10 protein-coding genes are annotated in these 12,036 nt (G+C 61.2%); 6 read left to right on the top strand and 4 right to left on the bottom strand.

Annotation, left to right across the window (positions count from 1 at the left end):
- Positions 1–221: 221 nt before the first annotated feature.
- The 3 genes from dbpA to yccS all read left to right on the top strand — a co-directional run bounded on the left by dbpA (position 222) and on the right by yccS (position 5,256).
- Positions 222–1,559 carry an ATP-dependent RNA helicase DbpA gene (gene dbpA / locus J7E36_RS25085; RefSeq protein ID WP_231286545.1) on the top strand — a complete coding sequence of 446 codons (1,338 nt, stop codon included), beginning with the start codon at positions 222–224 and terminating at the stop codon, positions 1,557–1,559.
- 154 nt (positions 1,560–1,713) lie between these two features.
- A complete protein-coding gene (locus J7E36_RS25090; protein WP_215009049.1) occupies positions 1,714–2,892 on the top strand; it encodes an NAD(P)/FAD-dependent oxidoreductase in 1,179 nt (392 codons plus the stop codon).
- A 180-nt stretch (positions 2,893–3,072) separates the two neighbouring features.
- Positions 3,073–5,256 (top strand): YccS family putative transporter, encoded by a 2,184-nt coding sequence (yccS, locus tag J7E36_RS25095; protein WP_215009051.1) that lies wholly within the window; start codon positions 3,073–3,075, stop codon positions 5,254–5,256.
- 123 nt (positions 5,257–5,379) lie between these two features.
- Here yccS and J7E36_RS25100 read toward each other — a convergent pair whose 3' ends face one another.
- Positions 5,380–6,117: a substrate-binding periplasmic protein gene (locus J7E36_RS25100; protein WP_215009053.1), complete on the bottom strand. Its 738-nt coding sequence runs from the start codon at positions 6,115–6,117 to the stop codon at positions 5,380–5,382.
- A 260-nt stretch (positions 6,118–6,377) separates the two neighbouring features.
- Here J7E36_RS25100 and J7E36_RS25105 point away from each other — a divergent pair, with 260 nt between their 5' ends.
- Positions 6,378–6,830 carry a GNAT family N-acetyltransferase gene (locus J7E36_RS25105; RefSeq protein WP_215009055.1) on the top strand — a complete coding sequence of 151 codons (453 nt, stop codon included), beginning with the start codon at positions 6,378–6,380 and terminating at the stop codon, positions 6,828–6,830.
- A gap of 96 nt (positions 6,831–6,926) precedes the next feature.
- Here J7E36_RS25105 and J7E36_RS25110 read toward each other — a convergent pair whose 3' ends face one another.
- From J7E36_RS25110 to J7E36_RS25120, 3 genes are read right to left on the bottom strand one after another with little or no spacing between them, the layout of a single operon-like run.
- A complete protein-coding gene (locus J7E36_RS25110; RefSeq protein ID WP_215009056.1) occupies positions 6,927–7,223 on the bottom strand; it encodes a winged helix-turn-helix domain-containing protein in 297 nt (98 codons plus the stop codon).
- 4 nt (positions 7,224–7,227) lie between these two features.
- Positions 7,228–7,731 (bottom strand): M48 metallopeptidase family protein, encoded by a 504-nt coding sequence (locus tag J7E36_RS25115; RefSeq protein WP_215009058.1) that lies wholly within the window; start codon positions 7,729–7,731, stop codon positions 7,228–7,230.
- Positions 7,732–7,773: 42 nt separating this feature from the next.
- Entirely contained in the window at positions 7,774–9,897 is a 2,124-nt protein-coding gene (locus tag J7E36_RS25120) for a putative bifunctional diguanylate cyclase/phosphodiesterase (protein ID WP_215009060.1), read from the bottom strand.
- 314 nt (positions 9,898–10,211) lie between these two features.
- On the opposite strand from J7E36_RS25120, the gene J7E36_RS25125 reads away from it, so the two are divergent.
- Both J7E36_RS25125 and J7E36_RS25130 read left to right on the top strand, forming a co-directional pair.
- A complete protein-coding gene (locus tag J7E36_RS25125; protein WP_215009062.1) occupies positions 10,212–10,880 on the top strand; it encodes a polysaccharide lyase family 7 protein in 669 nt (222 codons plus the stop codon).
- Positions 10,881–11,208: 328 nt separating this feature from the next.
- A complete protein-coding gene (locus J7E36_RS25130; protein ID WP_215009064.1) occupies positions 11,209–11,877 on the top strand; it encodes a polysaccharide lyase family 7 protein in 669 nt (222 codons plus the stop codon).
- Positions 11,878–12,036: the final 159 nt, after the last annotated feature.

Here is a 12,036-nt window from a genome sequence, read left to right on the forward strand (position 1 = left end):
ACGGGGCGGGACCTCCCACAGCTCCAGAGATTCAGAGATCCAGAGATCCCACAGTTTCTGGAATTGCCAGCCCCCCCAGGGCAGGCCCCACCCTCACAGCTCGTCCAGAACTTTCGAAGAAAGTGGCACGAGGCTGCTACACTGCGCGACATTTTGTTTTGCAGGCCAGTCCCGTGACCACCATTGCCACCGCTTTTAATACTCTGCCGCTGTCCGCCGCCATGCTGGCTAACCTCGAATCACTCGGTTATGCCCAGATGACGCCGATCCAGGCGCAGAGCTTGCCGGTGATCCTCAAGGGCATGGACCTGATCGCCCAGGCCAAGACCGGCAGCGGCAAGACCGCTGCGTTCGGCATCGGCCTGCTGAACCCGATCAACCCACGCTACTTCGGTTGCCAGGCACTGGTGATGTGCCCGACCCGCGAGCTGGCTGACCAGGTGGCCAAGGAAATCCGCCGCCTGGCTCGCGCCGAGGACAACATCAAGGTCCTGACCTTGTGTGGTGGCGTGTCCTTCGGCCCGCAGATCGCCTCCCTGGAACACGGCGCCCACATCATCGTCGGCACGCCAGGACGCATCCAGCAGCACCTGCGCAAGGGCTCGCTGGTACTCGACGGCCTCAACACGCTGGTCCTCGACGAAGCCGACCGCATGCTCGACATGGGCTTCTACGACGCCATCGAGGACATCATCCAGCAGACCCCGGCACGCCGCCAGACGCTGCTGTTCTCGGCCACCTACCCGGTGGGCATCAAGCAACTGTCCTCCAAGTTCATGCGCGACCCGCAGCAGGTGAAGGCCGAGGCATTCCACTCCGACGCACAGATCGAGCAACGCTTCTACGAGATCTCTCCCGAGGAGCGCATGGACGCCGTGGTCAAGGTGCTCGCGCACTTCCGCCCGGCGTCCTGCGTGGCGTTCTGCTTCACCAAGCAGCAGGTCCAGGAAACCGTCGATCACCTGACCGCCAAAGGCATTTCCGCCGTCGGCCTGCATGGCGACCTGGAACAGCGTGACCGCGACCAGGTGCTGGCGATGTTCGCCAACCGCAGCACTTCGGTGCTGGTGGCCACCGACGTGGCGGCCCGTGGCCTGGACATCGATGCGCTGGACATGGTGATCAACGTCGAACTGGCCCGGGACTCGGAAATCCATATCCACCGCGTCGGCCGTACCGGTCGTGCCGGGGAAACCGGCGTCGCCATCAGCCTGGTTGCACCGTCCGAAGCCCACCGCGCCCAGGCCATCGAGCAACTGCAGAAGGCGCCACTGAGCTGGGACCAACTGGACAACCTCAAGCCCCAGGGCGGTGGTCCGTTGCTGCCGGCCATGAGCACCCTGTGCATCGGCGCCGGGCGCAAGGACAAGGTCCGTCCCGGCGACATCCTCGGCGCCCTGACCGGCGACGCCGGCATCCCCGGCGCCCAGGTCGGCAAGATCGCGATCTTCGACTTCCAGGCCTACGTGGCGGTGGAGCGCGGCATTGCCAAACAGGCCCTGCAACGCCTCAACGATGGCAAGATCAAGGGCCGCTCGTTGCGGGTGCGGATTTTGTAACTGATTTTCAGGCAAACAAAGATCAAAAACTGTGGGAGCGAGCCTGCTCGCGATGACGCCGGAACATTCGACACTGAGTTGTCTGACAGTCCGTCATCGCGAGCAGGCTCGCTCCCACAATGGGTTTTGTGGTGACACATAAGAGGACACCGTTTTGCGCTCTACCGAAGTCGTGATCATTGGCGCTGGCGCCGCAGGGTTGATGTGCGCATTGACCGCCGCCGCGCGTGGGCGGCAGGTGCTGTTGCTGGACCACGCCAACAAGGCCGGCAAGAAAATCCTCATGTCCGGCGGCGGGCGCTGCAATTTCACCAATATGTACACCGAGCCGGGCAATTTCCTCTCGCAGAACCCGCACTTCTGCAAATCGGCCCTGGCCCGCTACACCCAGTGGGACTTCATCGCCCTGGTGGCCAAGCACAGCGTGCCCTATCACGAGAAAAAACTCGGCCAGTTGTTCTGCGATAACAAGTCCAGCGACATCCTCGACCTCCTGCTGAATGAGTGCGACAACGCCGGTGTCAGCCTGCACCTGGACACCCGTATCGAGCACATCGAAAAAACCGAGGGCGGCTACCTGCTGCAAACCACCCTCGGGGCCGTGACTTGCCAATCCCTGGTGATCGCCACCGGTGGGCTGTCGATCCCGACCCTCGGGGCCACCGGTTTCGGCTATCAGGTGGCCAAGCAGTTCGGCCACCAGTTGCTGCCCACCCGCGCCGGGCTGGTGCCGTTCACCATCACCGATCAGCTCAAGACGCTGTGCACCGAACTGTCGGGCACCTCAGTGGATTGCCTGGTGAGCTGCAATGATCAGAGTTTTCGCGAGAACATCCTATTCACCCACCGCGGCCTGAGCGGCCCGGCGATCCTGCAGATCTCGTCATTCTGGGAGCCTGGGGACACGGTGCAGATCAACCTGCTGCCGGATCACGACGTACCGCAATGGCTGCAACAGCAACAGGCCGAACGCCCCAACAGTGAATTGAAAACCCTGCTCGGCGAGTTGTTCACCAGGAAAATGGCCAACCTGCTGGCCGATACCTGGTTCGTCTCCAAGCCCATGAAGCAATACACCCACGCCGAGCTCGCAGACATTGCCGAGAAACTGGCGAGCTGGAACGTCATACCGGCCGGCACCGAAGGCTACCGCACCGCCGAAGTGACCCTGGGCGGGGTCGACACCCGGGAAGTCTCGTCCAAAACCATGGAATCGCTGAAAAGCCCTGGCTTGTATTTCGTGGGTGAGGTGCTGGACGTTACCGGGCACCTGGGCGGGTTCAACTTCCAGTGGGCCTGGGCGTCGGGCTATGCGGCCGCGCAGTACGTCTGAGCCAATATCCAAGCAGCGCCTTTCTCTGTGGGAGCGAGCCTGCTNNGCAGGCTCGCTCCCACATGAGATTAGTGGAGGGCTTGGCTCAACACTTTTTGCTGTCAGATGTGATCGCCCCCATTGCGTCGGCGTCATTACTGCCTCAATTTAGCGTCATTGCCCGTCAGGCCCGTGCATTTCATGTCATCGACCTCGTTTAGCCAGTCTTTGCGTCGCCTTTGGGCGTTGGATAAGTTCAGTTACAGCGTGCGGGTGTTCATCGCCCTGACCGGCAGCATGGGCCTGTGCTGGTACCTGGACCAGATGGGGCTGTTGATCCCGCTGTTCCTGGGCATCATCGCCAGCGCCCTGGCCGAGACCGACGACAGCTGGCAGGGGCGCCTCAACGCGCTGGCCGTGACGCTGGTGTGCTTCACCGTCGCGGCGCTGTCGGTGGAGTTGCTGTTCCCCTACCCCGTGCTGTTCATCATCGCCCTGGCCCTGGCGAGTTTCGGCCTGACCATGCTCGGCGCCCTGGGCGAACGCTATGGCGCGATTGCGTCGGCCACGTTGATTCTTTCGGTCTACACCGTGATCGGTGTGGACCAGCGCGGTGGTGCGGTCAGCGACTTCTGGCATGAGCCCTCGCTGCTGGTGGCGGGCGCCGCGTGGTACGGCCTGCTCTCGGTGCTGTGGCACGCCTTGTTTTCCAACCAACCGGTGCAGCAGAGCCTGGCGCGACTGTTTCGCGAGCTGGGGCGTTACCTGAAACTCAAATCGTCGCTGCTCGAACCGATCCGCCAACTGGACATCGAAGCGCGGCGCCTGGAACTGGCCCAGCAGAACGGCCGGGTGGTCGCCGCGCTCAACAGCGCCAAGGAAATCATCCTGCACCGGGTCGGCAATGGTCGGCCGGGCTCGAAAGTCAGCCGCTACCTGAAGCTCTATTTCCTGGCCCAGGACATCCACGAACGCGCCAGTTCCTCGCACTACCCCTATAACGCGCTGGCCGAGGCGTTCTTCCACAGTGACGTGCTGTTCCGCTGCCAGCGCCTGCTGCGCCAGCAAGGCAAGGCCTGCCAGGCCCTGGCCGAGTCGATCCAATTGCGCCAGCCATTCGTCTACGACGGCACCTTCGCCGAAGCCCTCAACGATCTGCACGCCTCTCTCGAGCACCTGCGAATCCAGAGCAACCCGGCCTGGCGCGGTTTGCTGCGCTCGTTGCGGGCGCTGTCGGTGAACCTCGCCACCCTGGACCGCCTGCTCAGCGACGCCAGCAACCCCGACGCCCTGGCCGATGCCACCGACAGCAGCCTGCTGGACCGCTCGCCGCGCAACCTCAAGGATGTCTGGCTACGCTTGCGCACGCAGCTGACGCCTACCTCTCTGCTGTTCCGTCATGCCCTGCGCCTGCCCCTGGCGCTGAGCGTCGGTTACGCCGTGGTGCACATGATCCATCCGTCCCAGGGCTACTGGATCATTCTCACCACCCTGTTCGTCTGCCAGCCAAACTATGGCGCCACCCGGCGCAAGCTCGGCCAGCGGATCATCGGCACCGCCATCGGCTTGACCGTGGCCTGGGCGCTGTTCGACCTGTTCCCCAACCCGCTGGTGCAATCGTGTTTCGCCATTGTCGCCGGGGTGGTGTTCTTTACCAACCGCACCACCCGCTACACCCTGGCGACGGCGGCGATCACCATCATGGTGCTGTTCTGTTTCAACCAGGTGGGCGACGGCTACGGACTGCTGCTGCCACGGCTCTTCGATACCTTGCTCGGCAGCCTGATCGCAGGGCTGGCGGTGTTCCTGTTCCTCCCGGACTGGCAAGGCCGTCGGCTGAACAAGGTGCTGGCCAACACACTGACCTGCAACAGCGTCTACCTGCGCCAGATCATGCAGCAATACGCTGCCGGCAAAAGTGACGACCTGGCCTATCGCCTGGCCCGACGCAACGCCCACAACGCCGATGCGGCGTTGTCCACCACGCTGGCCAACATGCTGATGGAGCCCGGGCATTTCCGTAAGGAAGCCGATGTGGGGTTCCGCTTCCTGGTGTTGTCCCACACCCTGCTCAGTTACCTGTCGGGCCTGGGCGCCCACCGGGGCACCGCGCTGCCGGCGGAGGTCCGCGAACACCTGATCGAAGGCGCGGGGGTGAAGCTGGCGGCCAGCATCGACGAAATCGCCCAGGGCCTGGCGAGCAAACAACCGATTGCCGTGCAGAGCGACGAAGAAGAAGCGCTGGCCAATGCCCTGGAACAAATGCCCGATGAAATCGACGAAGGCCAGCGGCTGGTGCAGACGCAACTGGCGTTGATCTGCCGTCAACTGGGGCCATTGCGCACGTTGGCGGCGCATTTGATCAAGGACACCAGCGAGGCTTGAAGTTGCGGTGCCAGGACCGGCCCCATCGCGAGCAGGCTCGCTCCCACATTGGAAAAAAGCGTGTCCCCCCTGTGGGAGCGAGCCTGCTCGCGATGAGGCCGGCACAGGTAAGCACCCTTGGGCTCACATCCCATGCAGCTTCAGGATCCGCTCATAAGTCCCGTCCGCCTTCATCGCCGCAATTTCCCGGTCAAACCCCGCCACGATCTGCTCATGCTCCGGGCTTTTCAGGCTGACCAGGATGTGCAGGCTGTTTTCGCTGAGCGGCTTGGGCAGGAATTCCACGGCGTTGCGCACCTTGGCCGACTCGCGAGCCAGGTAATAGCGGGCGACGTACTCGTCCTCCAGCGTCAACATCACGCGTTCGGCGGCCAGCATGCGCACCGCCATCGCAAAGCTGTGCACCGGGACCTTCTGCATCTGCTGGTCCTCATCAAATTCCCTGGAATAGGCATAACCGCGCACCACGGCGATGGGATACTCATGCAATTGCTGCAGGTCGTCGTACTCGATGGGTGTTTCCTTGCGCTTGATAAAGCGCACGCGGTTGAGCAGGTACTCGGCCGAGAACTGGCCTATGTGGGTGCGCTCCTCGCTGTACCAGGCGTTGATCAACACGTCATAACGGCCCTCGCTGATACCCAGCATCGCCCGAGCCCAGGGCACCTGCTCGAATTCGGTGGCATAACCGGCCCGCGCCAGAGCGGTGCTGACGATGTCCGTTGCCAAGCCGCCATTGACCAACGTAGCGTCGGTAAAGGGTGGCCAGCCATCGGCGACCAGGCGCAACTTCTGTGCGCAGGCATTGTGACTCAGCAACAGCAACCCGATCAAAGCAAGAGCTCGATGCAATCGCGGCATGCCAAACATCCTTGACGGGTTCAAAGCCCGGTTTGTTTTTAGCCGAAACTCAAAGGTTATCCCTAAGACATCCGGTCCTAACATTAGCTCATTGAAACCGCTGCGCAGGGCTGGATCGAAGATTACACAAAGAAGACAACGCCGCGACACAGGAATGATGGCATTTTGGCCTTTGTTACAGATTTTCCGTTTGTGCGAGAAAGAGACTTCCAAAGAAAGCCCGCTTAATATCGGCATCAGGTTCTTCAGGAAATTCAAAAATGGATATCGACTGGGTCTGCAAACATCACAGTGACCTGAGCAAGGAACAGCTGTATGCCGTCCTCAAGTTGCGCGCCGACGTCTTCGTCGTCGAGCAGAACTGCGCCTACCCGGATGTCGACGGTCTGGACCTGGCGGGCGACACCTGCCATTTGATGGCCTGGCAGGACAATCAACTGGTGGCCTACCTTCGCTTGCTCGACCCGCACTCGCAGAACAGCGACGTGGTGATCGGGCGCGTCATCATCGCGCCGCAGGCTCGGGGCAAGGGCCTGGGCCACGCACTGATGGAGCAGGCGCTCAAGCAGGCCGAGAAGCACTGGCCTGGCACGTCGATATCGTTGTCGGCGCAGTCGCACCTGCAGGGGTATTACGGGCGGTATGGGTTTGAAGTGGTCGGGGTGGAGTACCTTGAGGATGGGATTCCCCATATCGGCATGCATCGGCCCTGAGGTCGCCATCGCGAGCAGGCTCGCTCCCACAGGGTAATGCGTTTCAATGTGGGAGCGAGCCTGCTCGCGATAGGGCCAGCCTAGGCACTGGAGATATCAAGGGTACTCCAACACCCCCTTGATCCGCTGCAGATTCCCCTCGATCCACCCCCGGTCAATCGCCCCCCAATCGCGAATCCGATAGGCCCCGGCATGGTTGCGGGCACCCTCCTGCTGCTCGAACTCGCAGACGATATCCAGATCCGCCAGGGCCGCGACGGTGTCCTGGGCGGTGCGCCGTGGCATGCCGGTGACTTCGGTGAGCGCAGGGATGTTGCTGGCCACGCCGCTGTCGATCAGGTACGCCACATACAAGCGACGATAGAAACTGGTCTTGGTCTTGCTGACATCCATCCGGTCATTCCTTGTGGGGTTGCAGGTCCCGCCAGGTCAGGTACACCCGCAGATCGAATTCCAACTGGTGATAACCCGGCAGCATGTGCTCGCAGAGTTGGTAGAAGGCCTTGTTGTGCTCCGATTCCTTGAAGTGCGCCAGTTCGTGCACCACGATCATCCGCAGGAACTCGGGCGCCGCGTCCTTGAACAGCGCTGCGATGCGGATTTCTTTCTTGGCCTTGAGCTTGCCGCCCTGCACCCGCGAGACGGCGGTATGCAAGCCAAGGGCGCGGTGGGTCAGGTCGAGACGATTGTCGAACAGCACCTTGTCGATGGCCGGGGCGTTACGCAGGTATTGCTGCTTGAGATCCAGCGCATAGCCGTACAGGGCCTTGTCGCTCTGGATCGCATGCCGTTCGGGATAGCGTTGTTGCAGGTATTCGCCCAGGCGGTCCTGGGCGATCAATTGCTGTACCTGCGCTTGCAGCGCGGCGGGGTAGGCCTGGAGGTATTTGAGCGCAGTCATCGGGCGGCAACACGGTCACGAGAAGCCGCCAGTGTAGCGAATTCAGGCCTGCACCGTGCTCCAGTCGAAGGGGGTGGCGAAGACGTCGGTGTCGTCCGCCACCAACGGCCGCGCCACCAGGAAGCCCTGCACATATTCGCAGCCATGGGCCTTGAGCCACTGATATTGCTCCGCTGTTTCCACGCCTTCGGCAATCACCCGCAAGCCCAGCTGAAGGCACAGGTCGATCACCGAGGCGGCCAGCGCCGCATCCCGCGGCGAACCCGGCAGGCGGGCGATCAAATGCCGGTCGAGCTTGAGGGTATCGAGCTCCAGGTCGCGCAGATGCGCCAGGGAGCACGGCCCGGAACCGAAATCATCCAGCGCCACCCGCACCCCGAGGTGACGCAACTGCCGCAGTTGCTTCTGGGTTTCCTCGGGGTTGCGCATCAACGCATCCTCGGTCACCTCGACCTCCAACTGCCGGGGTTTCAAGGCATGACGCTCCAGGACCTGGCGCAGCTCGGTCAACAGGTTGGGCATACCAAACTGAGTACTGCTCAGGCTCACTCCCAGTACCAGATCGTCAGCGAACCGCCGTTCCCAGACTTTGCGCTGGGCCGCGCTGCGATGATAGATCCAACTGCCCAGCCGACTGATCAACCGCGCCTCCTCCAGCAACGGCAGGAACAGCCCCGGCGGAACATCGCCCACGCTCGGATGTTGCCAACGCAACAACGCCTCGAAGCCGCGGATCCGCCCGTCCGCGATGCTGACCTGAGGCTGATAGACCATGTTGAAATCGCGGTTCTCGATGGCCGCACGCACGCTTTCTTCAAGCATCAGCCGTGAACGGGCCCGGCCGTTCATTTCATGGTCATAGAAGCGGTACTGCTGGCGGCCAGCCCGCTTGGCTTCGTACATGGCGATGTCGGACGCCCGCAGCAGGCCATCGAGGTTGGCACCGCAGTCCGGATACGTGGCGATGCCGATGCTGGCCCCAAGCGCCACGTCCATGCCTTCGATCTGCTGGCAGATCGCGACGCGCTCGATGAGCTTCTCGGCAATCTTGGCCGCTTGCTCCGGAAACTCCAGGTCCAACAGCGCGGTGAATTCGTCGCCGCCCAAGCGGGCCAGGATATCGAAAGGACGCAAGCACGCCTTCAACTGCTCCGACACCCAGCGCAACACCCGATCCCCGGCGTCATGGCCCAGGGAGTCGTTGACCCGCTTGAAGCCGTCGAGGTCCAGGTACAACAGCACCCAATTGTTTTCCAGCCGCTCGCTGCGCATCAACAGGTTTTCCGCAGTCTGGTAGAAACCCCGACGGTTGAGCAAGCCAGTCAGTGGGTCCGTGACGGCCTGATATTCGAGTTGCTGGTGCAAGTGACGCACCACGGACATGTCCTGGAGCGTCACCACCATGGCTTTCTGCTCCGAGGGCAGCGGCGCACAGGACAGCGCCACCGACACCTGTTGCCCGGGTGCGGTACGCAGCACGGCATCGTGCAAACGCAAGATTTCACCCCGGGTATAAGCGTTATGGAATGGCGACTCGGCCCATGCCGGTATATGCGGCTTCTGCATGAAATCCAGGAAGGGCATGCCCTGCAATTGCTCGGCGGTGGCATTGAGCAGGCGGCAAGTGGACGGGTTGGCAAAGCGGATGCAGCCGCTCTCGTCCACCACCAGGATTCCCTCGGCGGCGTGGTCCAGCACCGAGGCATTGAAGGCCCTGGCCGCTTCCAGATCGTGGGTCAGGCGCTGCAAGGCCCGGCGATTGCGCTGGTGCTCCAGCAACGCCTGGACCTTGGGCTTGAGGATTTGCGGGTTAAAGGGTTTGAACAGGTAATCCACGGCGCCACTGGCATAGCCCTTGATGACCGCATCCTGGGATTGTTCGTTGGCGGTCAGGAAAATGATCGGCGTGAGTCGCGTGCGCTGGCTGCCGCGCATCAGGCGCGCCACTTCGAAACCGTCCATATCGGGCATCTGCACATCCAGCAGAACCAGATCGATGTCGTGTGCGAGCAGCAGATTGAGGGCCTCGATCCCCGAGGCCGCCGTCATTACCCGCCAATCCGGGCGCTGCAATAACGCTCGCATACTGAGCAGGTTTTCGGGGTAGTCATCCACAATCAAAAGGACAGAACTGTCTTCGCCAAGCGTAGGTTGCGCGCATTCCATGCTGCTTCTCTTATCAGACGCCATGTCCGTTTTCATCGAGTAAAGCGGACAAATACTGTGACCTCACTCTAGACCGGGATTTTGAAAAGCAGTAGGTGTCATCGCGCCATCATCCAGACAAAGCCCGAAATAGCCGACTAACGGTCACCCACCTCAGGCACAGAAACTGCAACGGCTCCCGCTGACGATCATTTGACGTCAAAGTTCCGCCAATAATCAAAAAATTTATTCTGGTGTTTCAGGTTACCCCAATCGTGCGGGTTAGAGCCTTCGCTCGGCCGTGCAAATTTTTTAAAGCCAAACAGGACACGAACATGATCGATTTATCCACCTGGAACTTGAGCATCCCCGAAGGCAGCCCGGCGGTGACCATAGACACCCCTAGCCTGGCCCAAGGGTTCAAGGACCAGTATTTCCACGCCGATACCGGCACCCTGTTTTTCTGGGCCCCCGTCACCGGCAGCAAGACGGCCAACGCGATCTACCCACGCAGCGAACTGCGTGAAACCTACAGCAGCGGAGCGGCACGCAATTGGCTGTACTCGGCAGCCGATAACAAACTCTCCGCGACCCTGACCGTCAATCAGGTGCCCAGCACCGGCAAGGTGGTGATTGGCCAGATACACACCAAAGACAGCACCAGCCCCCTGATAAAGCTGGAATACCAGTACAAGACCAAAACCTCCACCGGCAACATCGTCGCCAAGGTCCGCATGCACCCCGAGGATGCAGATGGGCAGGTCATCATCGTGGCCACGGGCATCAAGCTGAATCAGCCGTTCTCCTACCTGATCCATCTCGACAAGGCTGGTGTCCTGACCGTTAACGGCGCCGGTTATCAGTGGAGCAGCGCTCTGAACACCGCTTGGGCCAACAAGCAGCTGTACTTCAAAGCTGGCGTGTATGTACAGGACAACACCGGCTACGTCACCGAAGGCGGCCAAGTGACATTCAGCCTGCTGAATATTGCTCACACCCTTTGAGCCACCCCCATGGCACCATGGCAGCAAGGATGCTGCTTGCCTGAGCACCGGTAATGCCCCGATTTGCCCCCACGCACCATGAAGGCGCCTAAACGACAGGTGCCATATCGCCATCGTTCCAAAAAAAATCTCATCAGCCGACTAACGGTTGCCTATCTCGGGCACCAAAGCGGCAAACGCCACTCTGACGGACTGCTGACGCCAACCCGCCGCCGGACGAACGCCTGAAAACGTCGCTCCTGCCACCCTTCTGGCGTCTGCAAAAGCGCGTCCTAGAGCCATCGGCTGTAGCGTGAACCATTTCTTTAGCAGTAGAAAGGATCCGAACATGGTCGATCTTGCCACCTGGAACCTGAGCATCCCCGAGGGAAGCCCGCCGAAAACCATCGAAACCCCACGACTGGTGGACGGTTTCAAGAATAAATACTTCAACTCCGAAGGCAGTACCGTGTATTTCTGGGCGCCCGTCACCGGCGCCAAGACTGAAAATGCGATTTACCCGCGCAGCGAACTGCGCGAAACCTATAAAGACGGCACCCTGCGCAACTGGTTGTACCCCGATGCGGATAATCAGCTACGTGCAACCCTGGCGGTAAATCAGGTGCCCAGCAGCGGCAAAGTGGTGATCGGCCAGATCCATACCAAAGACAGCAACAAGCCCATGGTGAAGCTGGAGTACCAGTACAAGGACGCAAGCGACACCGGCGACATCGTCGCAAAGGTACGGATGCGCCCCGACGACAAAAAGGGCCGGGTTGTCACTGTCGCCAGCGGGGTGAAACTCGCCCAGGCTTTTTCCTACCGGATCCACCTGGATCGTACCGGCGACCTGGGCATCACCGCTGCGGGCCGTAGCTGGTACACCACCATCAGCTCTACCTGGCGGGTGAAGCCGCTGTATTTCAAGGCAGGGGTATATGTGCAGGACCATACCGGGTACACCAGCGAAGGCGGGAAAGTGACGTTCAGCAAGTTGGATATCGATCACAACACCTGAAACCTTCGGTTCCTAAAATCTCGTAGGAATTTACGCTTCGTGGCGAGGGAGCTTGCTCCCGCCGGGCTGCGAAGCGGCCTTCGCTTTTTGTCAGACCCTGCGCATGTGCAGGCTTTGCGGCGGCTTCGCCACCGAGCGAGAGCAAGCTCCCTCGCCACG

Origin of the sequence: Pseudomonas fluorescens, assembly GCF_018614775.1 — a bacterium.
In the GTDB taxonomy this organism is placed as follows: Bacteria; Pseudomonadota; Gammaproteobacteria; order Pseudomonadales; family Pseudomonadaceae; genus Aquipseudomonas; species Aquipseudomonas fluorescens_BY.

What these genes read in the sequence shown, in the direction of transcription:
- dbpA (WP_231286545.1), top strand. Translation starts at nt 222, where the DNA reads ATGCTGGCTAACCTCGAATCACTCGGTTATGCCCAGATGACGCCGATC.
- yccS (WP_215009051.1), top strand. Translation starts at nt 3,073, where the DNA reads ATGTCATCGACCTCGTTTAGCCAGTCTTTGCGTCGCCTTTGGGCGTTG.
- J7E36_RS25100 (WP_215009053.1), bottom strand. Translation starts at nt 6,117, where the DNA reads ATGCCGCGATTGCATCGAGCTCTTGCTTTGATCGGGTTGCTGTTGCTG.
- J7E36_RS25105 (WP_215009055.1), top strand. Translation starts at nt 6,378, where the DNA reads ATGGATATCGACTGGGTCTGCAAACATCACAGTGACCTGAGCAAGGAA.
- J7E36_RS25110 (WP_215009056.1), bottom strand. Translation starts at nt 7,223, where the DNA reads ATGGATGTCAGCAAGACCAAGACCAGTTTCTATCGTCGCTTGTATGTG.
- J7E36_RS25115 (WP_215009058.1), bottom strand. Translation starts at nt 7,731, where the DNA reads ATGACTGCGCTCAAATACCTCCAGGCCTACCCCGCCGCGCTGCAAGCG.
- J7E36_RS25120 (WP_215009060.1), bottom strand. Translation starts at nt 9,897, where the DNA reads ATGGAATGCGCGCAACCTACGCTTGGCGAAGACAGTTCTGTCCTTTTG.
- J7E36_RS25125 (WP_215009062.1), top strand. Translation starts at nt 10,212, where the DNA reads ATGATCGATTTATCCACCTGGAACTTGAGCATCCCCGAAGGCAGCCCG.
- J7E36_RS25130 (WP_215009064.1), top strand. Translation starts at nt 11,209, where the DNA reads ATGGTCGATCTTGCCACCTGGAACCTGAGCATCCCCGAGGGAAGCCCG.